The following is a 17,305-nucleotide window of genomic DNA, read 5'->3' as shown; positions in this document are numbered from 1 at the left end:
TGACACTCCTTTGTGATTGGTATAACGCCATTTTTAGCGGTAAGTAATAGCTTGCTAAAACATGAAACGAAGTGGAATCGAGCAAGCTGTTACAAATCCGACTTTAAAACCTTGTTATATTTTTTACCAAAGAAATTCAAAATCTCTTCTTATTTCCGTACATAAACCGTCTAAACCAGGGTAAATTGTATGATGAGATATTCCTAGTTTTCGTAATTGCGTACGAATTATTGGTTTAGATTCGTGTGGGATAATAAAGCTATCTAGGGACTCAAAACCATGCTTATACATTTCAATATTTTTGATATCATGAAACTTTTCCATATTTTCAGGTAACGGAAATATAGTAAAACAGCCTTCTTGTGCAATGACACGATGATTCGTGTGGTCAGGAAAATAAACAGCCAAACGCTTTTCATCATCTATCTTATTAAAGAATTCGGTAATTCGGCTCCACCAGTTACTATAATGAACTTTTAAAAATACACCATCCTCATTAAGTCCAATGTCTTCTACAGCAAAGAAAAGAGCCTTTAAAGGGTTAGTAGTAAAATCAAGCAGTCTTGTTGGTAACCCATGATGTTGAGCTAAAATCAACCATTCAAAATGATTACCAGGTAGGTTTTCTGAGTTGAGATAAGGAATAGCGCGCTTTTGAAAAGCATGAATCATGTCCTCTTCTATGAACTTCCAAGAAAAACGTTCAAACTTGGCTGTTGGAATATTTTCAAACCTACCTAAAGAAGGAATCATCATCCAATTTTTATTAGATTGACCTCTATAGATGATTTCATCATCTTCTATTGAGATATATTTAATTAAATCTTCTATCGAGTTAATTTGATTAGTCATACCAACGCCTCAATCAGCCGACTCTTCCGCGGTCGGCTGCATTGAACTGTTAGGGTCAGAAATTTCGTCCGAATTCTCGACTACTGAGTCGCCAAATTCTTTAGGGAACCATGTCTTCAGCTTATAGCGAAGGAAAAATAGGATAAACATACTCACAACTAGAAGGAATGTAACCACAGCATCTGTCAGAAACGAGTTATTTACAGAAGCATTGTTTTCATCAGATAACACGAGCAAGGCTGTCCCGGCTATTCCCAAAATCAATGGTTCAACTGCTTCGTCTGGGCCTGGAGTAAATAACATGTAACCAAGCTCAATGGCTGCAGAAACCATCATTGATTGACTTATAAGATAGAGAATATCTTTAGATAATACATAACTTATAGGTTTCAAATCGAAATCTGGAATATCAAGGAGGGGGATTCCAAGGAATACGTACACCTTAATAAAAATAAAGAAGAATATATATCCACCGACTCCATATTGAAGCTTTGTTTTAAACCACTCCATAAACCCCTTCCCTCTTGCTACTCTTAATTCTTACTCTATGACTGATGATGCCGAAACGACTAACAGCTTTTTACGTAGACGCCTCAGCAATCCTCATCTACTATTTACGTTACAACCTACCGTCAAACTTTTTATTTCAAGCCCTTATTTCACATGTTTTAAAGTATCCATAAATAGAAATGGATATTATTGAACGTTCTCTTTAAGATAAAACCTTAGAAAATACATGACTAATTTTTATATTCCAACGTCAGCTGTCCCCACTATCCGGGAGATACAACTATATCTAGACTCAGTGATAAAATTTGAGGCAAAGCATATTAACTTATTATCATTTCTTTCTTCTTATATTCTTTCTGGCCTTCCCCAATAGTGATAGTCCAGAGGAAAAAGAAAGTCAGGCCCATCAATATACCTTTGACGACTTCATAATGATAATACAGCCAATTCCAGCCACTAAACATCTTGGCCGTTTCTGCACTTACCCCAAATTCATCAAGATGTCTGATAAAATTCTCAAGTAATGCCATAAGGTCAACCGTCATAAACACCACGAACACGCTGATTAAGGCAAACTCAGCGCTGTATGTAAATATATGCTCGGTTGGTTCGCCCTTAGCTTTTAGCCTGTCCCGGGTAAAATGCACCCTATTTGAAACCAATATGTACATAGCCACATCCATGACAAAGTGCGCCCCAAATATAATGGCATTCACAGCCATGCTGCTCAAAACCTCACTCCGGGTCACTATGAAAAATTCAAAAAGGACTATCTCTACCAGCGTGACTGCCAACATCATGCCACACAGATCCCGGATATTGATATCATCCCTATGTTGGTATGCTATTAACAACAAAGAGCCAGTAACCAGCAGCTGCATATAAAAGGCTTCTGAGGCACCAACAAGACAAGCACCTAAGATTATTAAGACTATTTTAGCCATAAAACATAAATCCTTTACTTGGCATGGAGTTGGCTAAGGCAGTTGTTTATCATCTTCTCTAAAAAAATTGATGGTGCTAGCTAATTGAACATCTGCCGCTGGCTCTGCAAATTTTGATATCTTTGGATCATCTCCTTTATGTATACCAGATCCGCCGGTAACTTTTTTAAGGTCGGAAGTATTTAATATCCTGGCTGCTGGCTTAACTCTCATGTCTATACTACTTCCACCTGTAACTTGTTTTAAACCTTTAGCTGCTAGTTTCTGGCTCATGCCCTGGTTCCCCGTTAAGATGATTCTTCCTTGCTGATGCTCTAAGCTGATTAGGTTGCTTATCATCGACAAGCATTTTATACCTGTCGAATTCTTTTTTGAGTTCATCAAAGCGGCTAAATATAGGTGAGAGATTGATCTGGCAATAAGCTTGCAAGGCATAAGACTGGTTCATCCTTGGCTCACTTTTGCCCTTTTCCCAGCTCTCATAAGTAACCCGGCTAACACCGGCAACTTTGGCCATTTGTTCTGTGGTGCGGTTGGCGGAAAGCCTCATGCGCTTGAGGTCGGCCCCCGTGATTGGTCTAAACATAAAATATCCCTACTTATTCTTTTTATGTCCGTATCTATTCAGATGCGATAGGTAACCCGTACAGGGTTATGCAGAAGGGGATGGTATAAGAAATGTGGATTTCAAGCAACATTTCATGATGAAATAATATGCTGTCAGAGCCGTTAAAAATAGTTGAGCCAGTATCGAAGGAGAAAACAGCTTCCAGATTAATTCTCAGAGAACCGCACCACCTATTTTAGTGGGCTTTAAACGCAACGATTTCACCATATTTAGATATGAGTGGCAAAACCCATAACGCCCTCGCCCACTTTTAAAAAATCTTAAGTTTGTAACTTGGTTAATCGATATCTGGAGCGTCATCTGATACAGATAACATTCTAATCGGCCCCTCAGTATTTTCGCCTAATTGTGAAGCTAACGATTCAATTGTCTCTATCGCCTCTTGACGGCTCATATAAACCATGTGACGCCCCTCACTTAATTTTTCCACTTCCGACATTTTTATGCTTCCTTTGTTAATAAATGTGGTCGCATTATGCTACCTGCCTTAATCAACATTGTCAGGTAAAAAATTCAGAGGCTGTTCACTCTCCACTACGTATTAAAGAGGCTTGAAAAACACATCAACCATTTTGTATTTCTTATTGCCATTTTGTTGATCTGATGTAGCCCATGACCAATATGGCAGCCAGTTACCAGACGAATCATGCCTATTATTTACTTTCGGTGTCACAGCAAGTGTGCTTATTTCAAATTCCTCTAGCGATAACATTTCTTCTACTGTTGATATACCATCAGCATTTAAATCTAACCATAGGGAAAGAGAAGACCAAACATTATCTGCACTGGTAATAAATCCATCATTATTGCCACCAAGTTCTTCTAAATCAAACTGACCAAGTGCTTCATAGCCATTAGCAGCTTTAACTCCGCTATTTAGTAGTGTGCTCCCACTACCAAATAATTCACTACCGTTATCTACTACCCCGTTGCCGTTAGCATCCCAAACAAGGAATGCATCATTTTCATTTGCTTTAACCCATTGCATTAATTTAGGTTGACCGTTGTTTAATAAATCAAAGTTTACACCTACGCCAGCGTCCCCAAAGTGAATGCCGTCTTGTCCTAAATCAATCACTATGGGGCAAGTACATTCAGACTCTGTTCCATCCGGGCCATCTTCACAGTCTTCTTCATCTTCATCAGGTAAATTTGGCTCACTCCTCAGGACAACTTCTCCCTGATTCTTTGCATAGGTTATTTGAGTACTGGTAGCCGGAATGAAATTACCCGCAGCATTGTAATATTTAGTCCCATTGCCATTAATCCCTATTATGTGAAGAACATCGGCTGTGTCCCATTGCAGTTTTACTTTATTTACTTCGACCCTTTGAGTGTAATCCCAGCCAGTAATGGTATTATCGTCACCTAGAGGATGAGGTAAATCACCTGCATAAAAAACATAATATTTTGCATTGGCAATAAATGAAAAGGTAAGAATAATTGATATACAGATACATTTGAGCAATTTCATAACAGTTCCTTTGAGTTATTTTATTAGTGAAATTACAGCTAATCCCCTGCTAGAGGGGGAATTTATACAGTGTTCTGTTTTTCCTTATTTTTTTAATAATTTCGTTGCTAAGTGTATTTGCCTCATTTAACTCTTCACTTGATAAATTTCCTTCCAGGGCTAAACGAGTCTTTTCAATTTCAATGTAGAGTTCATTATTTTCTGTAAATTCCAATAAAGCCAGATTAAGTGACAGGGCCTTTATTGGGTTTTTAGCAACTTTATTTCCGTATTGATAGTTATTGGCTAAATTCATCATGGCATGAAGACTCCCGGCGTAAGCTGCACTCTCTAAAAATCTATTTGATTCAGTCATATAAGCTTCAATTAATTCGCTTTGTTTGGAGGCTGGTAGTTCAGAAAGTTTTTCATCAAGCAGCTCCGGCGGTGTCAGCATTGAAAATAAAACTTGTGCCGGTGGGTAATTCTCATTTGCCATATTTCTTACAATTTCAAAATATGTATTTCTAATTTTTCTTGAAACGCCAAAACAAAAGTGGAACTGTTGAACATGTTCAGGTAACTCTTCTCTTAAATCATTATTAGTGGTTAAATTGTTCTCAATTTCTGCAAACTCCTCTTTGAATTGAGATTCATTATCTTTCGTGTAAAAACAATTACTTAAATTTACCGCGAGAACATAGCCAGCCTCATAATCACCTGACTTATATTTATTATTCAAATCATCCAAATGATCCAACAAAGAACCGTGTAGCGTTGTTGAAGGTGTGTGCTTTTCTATCAAGAAAGGTGCTTTGGTATCTTCTGTTATTGCCCTATCAGGCGATATATTTCCTTTGTCATTTTTAAAATGAATAATCTCTAAGTTATCGGTGTCATTCTTATGGTTAGAAGGAACAATATTTTCAGTATTCACATTAAAATCAAATAGCTCCCCCACAAACACAAATGTTAAAAACACCATAAAAATCACAAAAATAGACCCATACAATTTTATTTTTTTGTACTTTTTTTGGGGAGGAGCCATATTTGTTTCCTGTAAATATTGTGGTAATTCAATTTTAAGGGCAAATCTTAAAGCTGCAAAGATAAAGGATACGAAACCCAAGTAGCTGAAGGGTAATCTACGGTACTATTTAGGCCTACCCCAACTCTAATTGCACACTGATTAGTGAAGTTTTTTCCCATTTGTTGTACAAGGATTATCTTCATTGGTATTAGTTGGATGAGATTCCCATAGTTTATCAAAACTGAACATAGCATATCCTCCATAATTTCTGCATTTATTGGCTAACTATAGGATATATTGACTAATTATGGCTAGTAGCAAGTTTTGGATGTCCAGCTTTGTTCGCCAACTTGAGCATTTTGGTCTGATAGCCATTACGTACCTCTTCAAGTTCCCGCTGACTTTTCAACACAACCTTTATTAAAGTTTGTTAAACGATCATCTAATGCACCGGCACCAACCAAGCCACCAGATGGCGAATAAAGCAGTTGATCTTGAATCACTGTTACCATGGAAAGTCAAAATTAGCTAGGTGGTGTTCGGCGGACGTATACTTATCTTTATGTGTCAGACTAGATAATTGAATTTTTTGCCACGTTACACAGCTAAGAAAATAGATAAAATAATCATTGTAAATGGCATAAAAGAGTAATTTATAAAACTAACAACTCCTGACTTGCTTTGCGTCAGAACTTTTATTACCAATACTCCAGTAATAACATTAGCTCCTAAGGAGGATATTAAAATGTAGAGCATTGATTCACCAATTATACCTGTTAACAAGGCTGAAATCATTGCAATGGCAACGCTAGACATGCTTATCACTATTGCGGTATTGTCGCCATAGGACAAGCATAAAGATGATTTACCAGTCGATGAATCGGATAATTTATCAGTTATATCAAGTAAAATTTCTCTACCAAAAATGAAAAAGAAGACAGATATCATTGCCCCTATTAATTCAATAGGAATATGACCAGTTCCAGATTCCACACCAAGGAGCATAATAAGAACACATAAAACTGCTACTAGTATATTAGAGGCAATACCATATTGATTGTTAATAAATGAATACGCTACAAGTAGTATTGTGATTAATAAAGTTAACTCTTGCGCTTCAGAAGGTAATTGATAAGTGGTAAACATAAAAAAGCCGAGCAGGCATGAAGCCAAAATCAAAGCATTTCGGGGACTAACCTTTTTTAAAGGGATTGCTTTATCATATCGCCCAACTAAATCTTTCTCCCTATCTATATAATCATTAATGACAAAACCAAATGATGTTACTAAGAAAGCAGTTATAAACAAGATAATAAATATTCTCAATAAAAATTCATTAGTTGAGTTTACATATGATGCACATGAAATTAAGGCTGCAAATGAGGATGTGCGAAGTCTTAGTAATGATAATAGGGCTGTCATGACTTTACTAAATATATGGACAATGGAGCAATGAACCAAAAAAGAATTGAACCTACATATAAGGCTTTCATATAATTTGATATTTGGGATTTCTTACCTTCAAGGTTACTATTACTGAGCGTCATTTGACCTGCCACACCACTCTCGTTTTCAAGAGCAATTGCTCTTTTGACCAAAATGCTAAAATGCTTGACAGATCTAGACTCAATAAAATAAGCACTAGTAGCCACTAACATTCCAAATAATGATATTAATGTAAGGAAGATAATTAGGCCTATGCTAATTTCATGATTAATACTTAAAATAGTAGTTAATCCTACAATTAATATTCCGCTCATTGTTGTAGCGTATTGATAAGTTCTAGATCTAATGTCGTTCAGGTGTCTTAAGTTCACCCCTATTTCTGTATATTCAGTTTTGTAAAATTCACTATTCGTATTGTTAATTTCCAAAGTAGTATTCCATTTTACATATAATAGAATTGTATTTGAGGGGGAGATTACCTGATTAAGGCAACGTCACTTGAATGTAAGAAACAACTATAACCCCATATAAAAACAAATACTTAATTCCTAAAGCGCTAATCTCAAGCCGTTAAATATACAATGTTTTTTTATTTTTTGTAAGTCCTCAAGTTATTGCTATTGGCTATTGGCTATTGGCTATTGGCTTTGGCTTTGGCTTTGGCTTTGGCTTTGCGGCAGCACTAAATTAAGGGGATGCAAGCATCTTTATCTTATAAGTTCTTTTGAAAGGACTTTATTTTGCGAAATATTCACGGTATGTTAAATAAGTGTAAAATAGCAAAGGAATGTGATGGAAAATCAAGAAACGCCGTGGTGGGTATTACCGAGCCTGATAGTGGCTATTTTAGGTTTTCTTTGGACTGTTATTAATGGGCTTGCTCAAAAACTTGAAGATGAAAATACTAGAAAGAGCATTGTAAATGCTATAACAAAGAAAAGCTGGGTTTTTCTTTATCATTCTTGGATAGCCAGTGTACTGAAACGACTGGAGCTATTTTTTGGACCTGCTCTTTCATTGAGTGCATTTAATCGTTGTTTATCAATAGCCTATATTTACCCTTTATTCGCCTTTTTATTGTCTTGGTTACTTGGAGGCAATGGAAAAATTGCAAGTTTTGTTTTTTTACCTGAAATAAATCAGCCACTTTACCGCTTCTTTTTATTAGTATGGCTCATTCTTGGTTTTGGTTTATTTTTTTATTTGCTTAGATATTTTGAAACCGTTGCCGTTAAGTTGGTGAATGTCTGTCGTATACCTGAACGTTTCTTATCTTCGGTAGTTACATTTGTTATTCTTGGTACTTTCACCTTTAATGTCATTTTCGCTTTTGTTTTTGCTGTAACTGTCACTGGGTTAGGGGCTGGTGATTTATCTAACGCATTCTTTGATATTACGACTACCATTTTATCTGATGATTTTACTAGTGTTTTCGCTGTCGTTTTAGCTTTCTTTTTTATTTTATCTGGTGCTTTCGCTTTTGCTGTCGCTGGTGTTGGCGCTTTAGCTTTAGCTGTTGGTTTCATTTTTGCTATTGTTCTTGGTGGAGTTTTCGCTACTGCTTTTGGCCATACTAATCTTAATGTTAATACTGTATTCATGCTGTTGTTTATAAGTTTGTTACCGCTGATTAATGCCCTGATAGATTATATTTCATGGTTTTGGAGCCGTTATTTTCTTAAAAAAGCTAGTGCCCCTGATGCGGGGTATGGCTTTATTATTCATATATTGGTCGATTTAATTATCGCTTGTTTGCTTTTGGTGATTTTGTGTTTATTACTGCCGTTAACCATTGAAGTTTTTTATGTGGTAAATACATCACTACCAGAGCTAAATTGGCGAGAGGTGGCGCGGGATGCGGTTAATGAACCTAGAGGCCAAGGGTTATTTATTACTCTGATGGTGGTTACTACCTTAATCCCGACCTTGCTCCATATCCTACTCGGTTTAGTTGCTGCTGCCGTTAATATTGGAGGTCATCAACTAGCAAGTTTTCTTCACCGCCATGGCAAGCAGAAAATGTGGTTATTGGTGGCAGCTACTTGGTATATTTTTTATGTGTTATCACCATTTGTTCTAGTCGGAGGGGGACTGTTTTTAAGTGTGTACTATTATGACATTCCTATTTCACTCTGGCTTTATGAGTTCACGCTGTGGATTTTTTCGATGCCTACAATGGGACCTGTTTTGATTTTAAGTATCTTACTTATTCTGCTCGGGGCACCATTGTGGAAAGTCAATACAGGCCAGGTTCAGATTGAAAATAATGGATAAAATAACCAAAGTAGTACCTCATAGGGCAATAAACAAGCCAACTATGATAATTTTTTGGTGATATGTTTCATATATCAGAACCGAGCATATATGGTTACTCTACCCAAATTAAATAGATTCGGGAGGGGCTTTATTTCACTTGCTTCTACGATAAATCACCTGTTATCGGTATGCGTCCGGCAATGAACAAAAGGATAGATTAAGCTTTAGTTGTCTGGCATTTCTAAGCTGCCTATTCGGCAGTGAACTAAAGAATTTTTGCACTAACAATCTGATTTTTAAAGAACAATAGCTATTACTACTATTTTACCCCTTTTTTCAGATTTGAATTCAACTAATAAGTGCAATTCAAGAAAGAAAAAACAAGCCCTTATGAATTAAGGGCTGGAGAAAAAACAAAAATAAAGGGTTAATCACTTATTGCCATTAAACCAGTAATTATTACCCTGATTATCAATCGTATAATAGCTAGTTTAATAACACCTGCGGATTAATTAACTCAATAGAACCACGATGCAACACAATCGCCTGCTGTTTCTCCAATGCCTTTAAATGCCGACTAACCACTTCCCGCGCCGAGCCAATTTCGGTAGAAATTTCCTGATGGGTGGCAATAATGCGATTATCCCGGTTAGCATTTTTATACAGATATTTATTCAGCCGGTAGCCGACACTTTCCAGGGCGATAAACTCCAGTTGCGACATTAAATCTACCAGGCGCAGGCTAAAATTTTGAAACACAAATTCGCGAAAGGCCGGTGACTCACCGATAAGCAGCTCAAAGTCACGGCGGGGGATCACCCGGGCACTCACCTCAGTTTCGGTTACCGCTTCGGCGGGATAATGGCTGTAGCCCATTAAACACGAGGTGGTCAGCACGCATATCTCCCCCGGCTGTATCCGGTATAACACTAATTCTTTGCCTTCGTTTGAACGGGTATAGACTTTTACCATGCCTGAGGTCACAACGATGTAGTTGTTGCATATCTGTCCCTGATCAAACACTTTATGGCGTGCATTTAAGTGAATGGTGTCGTATTCATCCACTACGCAAGGTATCTTGTTCATAAAGAGTCCACGCTAACATTAATGAGATAAGTTAATAAATCTGGCGCTAATCCGTTAACTCGCTTGGCTTTAGCTGTGGCTATAATAATCAAGAACAAGCATACAATTATTATTTTCAATCAAAGTTAACGCCGGTGAAATCATTAACTCCACCTAAAAGGAAAAAATAACTAACTCCCCATCAATGCCCTCATCCACACGGCCCAAGCCAGGCAGTGACTTAGCCCGGCCAGGCTGGCAACACTCCAACAGACAATATTGCTTTTCTGCTTTTTTATTAACTTGCTCACTAAAATAACGAGCGGCATCAAGGCGATCATCAACAACAAAACGGGGGCAATAACTTCAAAGGTACGGTTGATTAAACCGAACCAGGCAAATGTGCTGGCAGTGGCTGACAAAACAATAAAAGTTAATAAAACCTTGCGCTGCGATCTGCTTTTGTAAAACTGGTAAAGCAGCCCGGCATTTAATACCAGGGCGAGATACGGCAGATACAAAATCCCTTTAATATCAAGAAGAAGCTCCGGAAAAAGATACCATAAATTCAAAGGTTCGTTCCTTGTGTTGTTATTGTTTGCAGAGCTGTTTACTGAAATATTTCGCTATCGCTAATAGCCAGGGCTATCACGGTTTAGGATAACACCATCCGGCATCATTCATTTAAGCCGGGTTTTGCTCGCTATCGTCAAAGGCTTCGGCAATGCGCTGTGCTTTTTTTAGCTCCTGCATATAAGCCGATTTTTCAAAAACCAAGGTGGTAAAGCCGCTATAGTCAAAGCCGTCAAAGTCACCGGGCCGATATGATTCATCCCGGTAATCATGTTGCCAGTGCGACCAGCGCACCAGTTTACTGCCTACCCTCATCCGGCACACGATAAACGCACATTCCCAGCGGCCACATTCACACATTAAGGGCATGATCAACTGCCGGTCATTTTTCGTCGTCTTCACGGCATTTTTTAAGACATCGAAAGAGCCGAGCGCCCCAACATAGCCGCCCTCACAATCATCGCCAAGGGTTGCTTCAAAAGCCAGGGCTAACTCAGACAGGGGTTTGCCGTCTATCAGCACCTCAAAAACCACTCCCCATTGCCCTTTAAACGGCCCGAGGTAGTTAAATTTAGTTGCTGTGTTTTCATGGTTTAAGGTGCCTTAAAGGCTTATCTTTACCGATATAACCCGAGAGCTTCATACTTACATTCGACGAAAAAGTGTGACATATTCACCGCAACAGCTCAAGAATCCCTTGCCGGTAATAATTAACCCCCTTACCCAGGATTAGGTTTATGGATCTCAATACCCTTATTCATCAGTGCTTCACCTTAACCGACAGCGAACAGGCCCGGGCCTTTTATCAACTGTCTAAAGCAGTAAAAGTTATCGAAGAAAGCGGCAGGCCGAAACAATTCAAACCACTCGAAGCGGTGTTGCCCGAACTGGCGCCTTATTTAACCCACCGGGGAGAAAGCACTCTTGACGGTTGTACCATCAGTATTTTTCGCCGGGTCACCATAACCCCGGAAACTATTAGCCAGCTACTGGCATTGGCTGACACCGGCCATCATGATTTAGTGATTGAAGCGTTAGGCCGGGTCAGCAAAAAACTGTGGTCGAAAGACATAGAACAATGCATCTGCAAAGCATTAACACATAAAGATACCCTGTTGCAGGCTGCATATGCCCTGTATGTCAACGCCGGGCTGTTAACTGAGAGTGCAAGTGTTGATGCACTAATAGAGGTGGCAAAACACGCAAACCAGGTGGTGAGTGATAAAACCCCTATTATCATGGCAACCGATCATGCCTTACTGGCGTTGGGGCTACTGACCCGGGGGAAATTAAAAGCTCAGGTTATCCCGGCATTGCAGGGCTTCATTGATGAGAAAAACGAACAAGAAAAAGCGGAGATTAAAAAAACACTCAGCAGTGTTAGCGCTAAAGGCCTGGTTTTTACTGGCTGACTTTATGCCCCTATACCTTGGCGGCACATCAGCAGAAAATGGGGGGACCCGTCCCTGGGTACATGCCTTAGTCATGTATAAGGCTTCATCCTTGTAGACAACAAGTCTGTAATGTCTTACATGCCTGAGCAGCTTTGCCCGTCACATAAGAATACGCCTTGTAAAGGTGTACCGCCGGTTTCCAGGGTGCGGCTTACTTCCAGGGTATTTAAGTCAAGCTCAAAGAAAATACCATTGTCGGTGGCAAAGGCATAAAAGTAGTTCATATCCGGTGAAACCAGGCTGGTATGAGACTGCAAAATAGTGCCGTTTTTCTGCGCGCCGCTTACGGTCACATTTTTGATCAGGCTGTGCGTGGTGGTATCAATCACAGAGACAAAGGTGTCTTTGTGGTTGGTGACAATCGCCAGGTTTCTGTCCGGCGCAAAGGTGGTGTGTCCTGCTCCCAGGCCAACTTCAATGGTTTTCACTATGGTCATGGTTTCGGTATCAAGCACATATAAATTGCCTTCGGTGGAGCCGATATACATGTGCTGTCCGTCGGGGTGCATATTGGCGTGATGGCTGCCCATAACTTCTATTGAGTCTTGTGCCAGGGAGGTTTGGGCAAGCTCGGTTAAAACGCCTTTTTGCATCTTGTATTTGATCACCAGCGGCGCGTAATTGTTTTGCGCCGAGCCTTCGGCCAGGGCATAAAAGATACGTTTTCTTTCCCCCTGCATCAGGTGATGTACCGCGGTAGGTGTCGCGATGGAGCTTAGCTCTGTCACCTTGTATTCACCGTTTCTTTTTAAACGCACCTTATACACATGAATCGTGCGGTTCGGGCGGTCAATCAGGGCAAATCTTTTCTTGGAGAACCAGAACGGATGTCCGGTGGCATTGCTGCCGCCGTAATCGCCGTTGGCTTCATACACAATATTTTCACCCACCGAGGCGATGACGGTATCTGTATCGATATCAATCAGGCTGGCCATAGGTTTGTCTGCGCCGGTCACCAGCTGCAAACGCATGTGGGCATTGTAGGCTTCTGCCGAGCGCGGGTAATGGGGTAACTCTACCAGGCCAATTTGTTCAAAAGTTTGCGAGTCGATGACATCCATGGAGTTGCTGCCACGGGTTACCGCATATACCTTGTCCAAATCACCGGCTTTATCCACCGGGTAGGGATCTGTACCATAGGTGGCATTGGCGCTTTTTAAGGTCATGTTGTTCACATCAACCACCACCACACGATCTTCAAGTTTATCGCCGTAATAGGCCACAATTTCGAAACCGTCTTCCTCCAGCGGGACCTCTGTTGCAGCAACACTTGATGTTACCGCTGCCGTGGATAAACTTGCCGCCAATAACAACGAGTTAAAATATTTGTGTTTACTTTTCATTAAGCTTTCCTTGTATGTGTACTTCTAATTAACGATTAAAGATGTTTAATAGCAGCTGTTAAATATGCGCACCAAAAAAGAAATCGGCATCATAGTGAGTGTCCTGCTCTGCCGACAGGGGCTGGTCCTGGTTTTGGTTCAGTTTGATAAAGTTAGTGATAGCTTCTTCGAGCAAAAATGCTGTCGGGCTGCGTTTGGCCCTGGCCAGTTTTTCCAGTTGGTGGTTAAGCTCTGGATTAAGTTGAATAGTCATGTTGCCAGACACAAAATTACCTCCGTATAAAAATTGTTGGTCAGCTCAAGGCGGTTATAAACCGGGCCGGATCATAGATGATAATGATAATCACTTGCAAGCCATTGAATTACCATGAGAGTGTGCCGTGTCTAGCAACAGACTTCTGTGACTAAGTCACATAAAGGAAAGTAATTAGGAAATGCAGGGTTATTATTTGATAAAGATCAAAAGAACCGACGTGCGAAAACCTTACGCTCCGCTTTTGCAATAGCCTTAGTAAAAGTTTAAGAAAAATGGGATTTAAAAATAATTGCTTCCCCCATACCCTGCACTGCATTGTTATCAAGCGTTTAATCAGCTGCAAGAGTTAACAGGGCATTGCTTGCAGTAAATAATCAATAAAAACGCGCGTTTTCGCAGGCACCTGTAATGAATAGGGATACAGCACACAAACTTCTCCTTTGATAAACTCATAATCCTTCAGCACCCGCACCATGTTGCCCGCTTGTATTTCCCTCTCAACCAGAAATTCAGGCAACATCGCAATACCTAAGTTTTCTTTGACCATAGTATGGCTTAACATCGGAGAGCTGCTGGCATACGCAGGAATAACCTCTATTTGCTGGTGCTGTCCATGCTTCAAACCCGACAGCTTTATCGTGTTCGTTTGTAAGGTTAAAGAAATCCATTGGTGATCCAGCAAATCAGCCAGGGTTTCAGGTAAATCAAATTGCTCGCAATAACCTTTCCCGGCAACCATGACCAGCTGAAACCTTCTCAGTAAACGATAGCGATAAGAGGAATCGTCAGGCTTGCCAATGCGAATCGCAATATCAATCTGTTCGGCCACCAGGTCGGTAATACCGTCATCGGGCACTATCTCCAGCCGAATGTCCGGGAATTTTTGCCGGAACCCGGCCAATAGCGGAGCAAGCTGAAAGACACTAAAATCGACCGTAGTAGAAACCCTGAGCTTGCCATGGGGAAGTTCGCTTAAACCGCTGACACTATCATGCGCTGCCTGGGCCTGTTCTATCATCTGCCGGCAATGGCTTAAAAATATCTCGCCGGCTTCGGTTAGGCTAACCCGCCGGGTTGAGCGATTTAACAGCGATACTTTTAGCTCGTGCTCTAACTGACTAATCTGCTCACTCACTGAAGCTTTACCCAAATTAAGAGACTGCGCAGCACGGGTGAACGAACCGTCGGCAGCAACCTGAGCAAATACCACCATTTTTCGAATATCTTTTAATATTGTTTGCACATCCCCTCCAGATTGTTCGGAATAAAGTGCTTATCAGTTCGATTTTAAGGTGTTTACTAACTTTTATCAAAACAATAAACTTCCCCTCAACAACCAAGTGACAACCGGAATAACAGCTTTAGTCAGGTATTGGCTCCGCGCTGCAGCCGGGTTGTCTCTTTTATCCCTGTTAACTTTGAAATGGAGAAATTTTTATGAATGCAACTACTCCCCAAAAACTCCTGTATTGGTTTAGTACGGGTCTGATATTTTTATTGCTCGGCTGGTCGGTGTTTAGCTACGTTTTTTTACATGAAATGATGGCCGGCTTCTTTATCAAGTTTGGTTATCCCACTTATATCATTTACCCGCTCGCGGCTTTGAAGTTACTGGCGTTGCTGATATTAATTTTCAACCGTTATAACAATTTAAAAGAAATGGTTTATGCCGCCTATTTTATAAACCTGCTGTTGGCGACCAGTGCCCATGTAAGTTCTGGAGACACGCCTTATCACGCCTATATGGGCCTGATAGCGGTCATACTTTCTTATCTGTTAAGCAATAAGGTCAGGGGAAAGCCCGGCAAAGATTTATTAATCTAAAGGCTATTGATCTAAAGGCATAGATACTAAAAAACCCGCCGCAGCGGGTTTTCACAATAGTTTATAGCAAGCGCTTAACTCATATGCACCAGCATATTGGTAGGCTCTTCCAGGAACGACTTCCACAGGTTATTGAAACGGGCAATTGAGCCGCCGTCGATAACTCTGTGGTCGCCAGACCAGCTCACCTGCATGATGGCACGGGCTTCCACTTCACCTTTATCATTAAAGCGCGGCAGGTTTTGTACCTTGCCTAAAGCAACAATCGCCGCTTCCGGTTTATTGATAATAGGGGTAGCAACCGTACCGCCGATGGCGCCGATATTCGAGATGGTAATAGTACCGCCTTTTAAGTCGTCGCCGGCAACACGGCCGTCACGGGCATCTTGTGTTAACCGGCTGATGTCTTTGGCCAGATCTAAAATAGACTTGGTTTGCACCTGCTTAACATTGGGTACCAGCAAGCCCACTTTAGAGTCAACCGCCATACCGATGTTGTGATCGCTGAAATAGCTGATCTCGGTGCAGTCGGCATTGACTTGCGAGTTGATCACCGGGAACTGTTTTAATGCCAGCGACATCGCCTTCATAAAGAACGGCATCATGGTCAATTTAATGTCCTGCTTGGCGTATACTTCTTTAAGCTCGCCGCGCAGTTTGATCAAATTGGTCATATCGATTTCTTCACAATAGGTAAAGTGAGGAATGGTCGATACCGACTCTGTCATCGCTTTGGCCATCGCCGCCTTGATACCGCGGATAGGCTCAACTTTAACGCTACCTTCTACAGCAGCTGCCGGGCTAGTTACCGCCGCACTCTTGCCAGCAGGAGCCGGAGCAGCACCGCCTTCTTTAAAGGCAATAACATCATCTTTATACACCCGACCTTTCTTACCGCTGCCGGGAATTTCATGAATGTTAACATTAAGCTCGCGGGCGATACGTCTGACCGCAGGGCTGGCAATGGCTTTGCCGTTTACGGTTTTCTTGGCTTCACCGTTACCGGCAGCCGCCGCCTGCACAGGCGCCGGTGTTTGCGCCGCAGCAGGAGCCTGGGCTGGCGCAGCTACAGGTGCAGCAGCAGGTTGAGCGGCGCCACCAGCAACTTCAATGGCAAACAAGGGAGAATGTACTTTAGCGATATCGCCCTTGTTGTAGTAAAGCTTAACTACTTTACCGGCATGCATGGCGGGGATCTGTACCAGCGCCTTGTCTGTCATAACATCGGCAACTGCCTGATCTTCTTCAATGACATCGCCTTCCGCGACCAGCCATTCTACCAGCTCACATTCCACGATACCTTCACCGATATCCGGTAAGATAAAGTCTTCAACATTGCTGGCACCATTTGCTGCTACAGGAGCCGGAGCGGCTTCCTGTACCGGCTCAGATGAAGCCGCAGGCGCAGCTTCGCCGGCGCCGCCTTCAGGGGTCATGGCAAATAAAGGCGCGTGTACCTTGGCAATGTCTCCTTTACTGTAATACAGCTTGTCGACCTTGCCGGCATGCATCGCCGGAATTTGTACCAGGGCTTTATCTGTCATCACATCAGCAACCGGCTGATCTTCTTCGATAATATCCCCTTCATTTACCAGCCATTCAACCAGTTCACATTCAACGATACCTTCGCCGATATCGGGTAATATAAAATCAATGCTCATGCTGATAATC

20 protein-coding genes are annotated in these 17,305 nt (G+C 41.1%); 3 read left to right on the top strand and 17 right to left on the bottom strand.

All coding sequences use genetic code 11. From position 1 onward, the window contains the following. Window positions 1-123: 123 nt before the first annotated feature. The 10 genes from SG35_RS10465 to SG35_RS10420 all read right to left on the bottom strand — a co-directional run bounded on the left by SG35_RS10465 (window position 124) and on the right by SG35_RS10420 (window position 7,291). Window positions 124-852, bottom strand: a complete 729-nt coding sequence (locus SG35_RS10465; protein WP_044836245.1) for an FRG domain-containing protein — start codon at window positions 850-852, stop codon at window positions 124-126. 9 nt (window positions 853-861) lie between these two features. Next, window positions 862-1,362 (bottom strand): hypothetical protein, encoded by a 501-nt coding sequence (locus SG35_RS10460; protein WP_053043480.1) that lies wholly within the window; start codon window positions 1,360-1,362, stop codon window positions 862-864. A gap of 320 nt (window positions 1,363-1,682) precedes the next feature. Beyond that, window positions 1,683-2,306, bottom strand: a complete 624-nt coding sequence (locus tag SG35_RS10455; protein ID WP_044836246.1) for a hypothetical protein — start codon at window positions 2,304-2,306, stop codon at window positions 1,683-1,685. A 33-nt stretch (window positions 2,307-2,339) separates the two neighbouring features. Then, on the bottom strand, window positions 2,340-2,579 hold the full coding sequence (locus SG35_RS10450) for a hypothetical protein (protein WP_044836247.1): 240 nt from the start codon (window positions 2,577-2,579) through the stop codon (window positions 2,340-2,342). Then, window positions 2,557-2,892: a helix-turn-helix transcriptional regulator gene (locus SG35_RS10445; protein ID WP_053043481.1), complete on the bottom strand. Its 336-nt coding sequence runs from the start codon at window positions 2,890-2,892 to the stop codon at window positions 2,557-2,559. Before SG35_RS10445 ends, SG35_RS10450 begins: the two co-directional genes overlap by 23 nt. Window positions 2,893-3,211: 319 nt before the next feature. Then, window positions 3,212-3,373 carry a hypothetical protein gene (locus tag SG35_RS10440; protein WP_160298408.1) on the bottom strand — a complete coding sequence of 54 codons (162 nt, stop codon included), beginning with the start codon at window positions 3,371-3,373 and terminating at the stop codon, window positions 3,212-3,214. Window positions 3,374-3,475: 102 nt separating this feature from the next. Further along, on the bottom strand, window positions 3,476-4,408 hold the full coding sequence (locus tag SG35_RS10435; RefSeq protein WP_053043482.1) for a hypothetical protein: 933 nt from the start codon (window positions 4,406-4,408) through the stop codon (window positions 3,476-3,478). 49 nt (window positions 4,409-4,457) lie between these two features. Further along, a complete protein-coding gene (locus SG35_RS10430; protein ID WP_044836248.1) occupies window positions 4,458-5,435 on the bottom strand; it encodes an SEL1-like repeat protein in 978 nt (325 codons plus the stop codon). 579 nt (window positions 5,436-6,014) lie between these two features. Beyond that, window positions 6,015-6,839: a UbiA family prenyltransferase gene (locus SG35_RS10425; protein ID WP_084693030.1), complete on the bottom strand. Its 825-nt coding sequence runs from the start codon at window positions 6,837-6,839 to the stop codon at window positions 6,015-6,017. Further along, entirely contained in the window at window positions 6,836-7,291 is a 456-nt protein-coding gene (locus SG35_RS10420; protein WP_044836250.1) for a hypothetical protein, read from the bottom strand. The genes SG35_RS10425 and SG35_RS10420 overlap by 4 nt, the downstream gene beginning before the upstream one ends. A 364-nt stretch (window positions 7,292-7,655) precedes the next feature. On the opposite strand from SG35_RS10420, the gene SG35_RS10415 reads away from it, so the two are divergent. Then, the gene (locus SG35_RS10415) at window positions 7,656-9,137 is read left to right on the top strand and encodes a hypothetical protein (protein WP_044836251.1); all 1,482 of its coding nucleotides are present in this window, start codon (window positions 7,656-7,658) and stop codon (window positions 9,135-9,137) included. 468 nt (window positions 9,138-9,605) lie between these two features. On the opposite strand, the gene SG35_RS10410 is transcribed toward SG35_RS10415, so the two are convergent. The 3 genes from SG35_RS10410 to SG35_RS10400 form a co-directional block, all read right to left on the bottom strand. After that, on the bottom strand, window positions 9,606-10,205 hold the full coding sequence (locus SG35_RS10410) for a Crp/Fnr family transcriptional regulator (protein WP_044836252.1): 600 nt from the start codon (window positions 10,203-10,205) through the stop codon (window positions 9,606-9,608). A gap of 170 nt (window positions 10,206-10,375) precedes the next feature. Beyond that, window positions 10,376-10,756: a hypothetical protein gene (locus SG35_RS10405; RefSeq protein ID WP_044836253.1), complete on the bottom strand. Its 381-nt coding sequence runs from the start codon at window positions 10,754-10,756 to the stop codon at window positions 10,376-10,378. A gap of 112 nt (window positions 10,757-10,868) precedes the next feature. Next, the gene (locus SG35_RS10400; protein WP_044836254.1) at window positions 10,869-11,291 is read right to left on the bottom strand and encodes a hypothetical protein; all 423 of its coding nucleotides are present in this window, start codon (window positions 11,289-11,291) and stop codon (window positions 10,869-10,871) included. A 203-nt stretch (window positions 11,292-11,494) separates the two neighbouring features. Between SG35_RS10400 and SG35_RS10395 the strand changes: the two genes are divergently transcribed. After that, window positions 11,495-12,169: a hypothetical protein gene (locus tag SG35_RS10395; protein WP_044836255.1), complete on the top strand. Its 675-nt coding sequence runs from the start codon at window positions 11,495-11,497 to the stop codon at window positions 12,167-12,169. Between the two features lie 116 nt (window positions 12,170-12,285). Here the strand turns inward: SG35_RS10395 and SG35_RS10390 are convergent, their stop codons facing one another. The 3 genes from SG35_RS10390 to SG35_RS10380 form a co-directional block, all read right to left on the bottom strand. Further along, a complete protein-coding gene (locus SG35_RS10390) occupies window positions 12,286-13,554 on the bottom strand; it encodes a YncE family protein (RefSeq protein WP_053043484.1) in 1,269 nt (422 codons plus the stop codon). 58 nt (window positions 13,555-13,612) lie between these two features. Then, the gene (locus SG35_RS10385; RefSeq protein WP_152646849.1) at window positions 13,613-13,819 is read right to left on the bottom strand and encodes a ribbon-helix-helix domain-containing protein; all 207 of its coding nucleotides are present in this window, start codon (window positions 13,817-13,819) and stop codon (window positions 13,613-13,615) included. A gap of 337 nt (window positions 13,820-14,156) precedes the next feature. Then, window positions 14,157-15,053, bottom strand: a complete 897-nt coding sequence (locus SG35_RS10380; RefSeq protein ID WP_152646850.1) for a LysR family transcriptional regulator — start codon at window positions 15,051-15,053, stop codon at window positions 14,157-14,159. Between the two features lie 194 nt (window positions 15,054-15,247). On the opposite strand from SG35_RS10380, the gene SG35_RS10375 reads away from it, so the two are divergent. Further along, complete coding sequence (locus SG35_RS10375; protein WP_053043485.1) at window positions 15,248-15,634, top strand: DoxX family protein; 387 nt, start codon at window positions 15,248-15,250, stop codon at window positions 15,632-15,634. A gap of 74 nt (window positions 15,635-15,708) precedes the next feature. Here SG35_RS10375 and SG35_RS10370 read toward each other — a convergent pair whose 3' ends face one another. Continuing rightward, entirely contained in the window at window positions 15,709-17,295 is a 1,587-nt protein-coding gene (locus tag SG35_RS10370) for a dihydrolipoyllysine-residue acetyltransferase (RefSeq protein WP_044836258.1), read from the bottom strand. Between the last annotated feature and the right edge of the window lie 10 nt (window positions 17,296-17,305).

It is taken from the genome of Thalassomonas actiniarum (genome assembly GCF_000948975.2).
GTDB lineage: Bacteria > Pseudomonadota > Gammaproteobacteria > Enterobacterales > Alteromonadaceae > Thalassomonas > Thalassomonas actiniarum.
The sequence above is the reverse complement of the archived record's forward strand: the minus strand, read 5'-3'. Positions and strand labels throughout refer to the sequence as shown.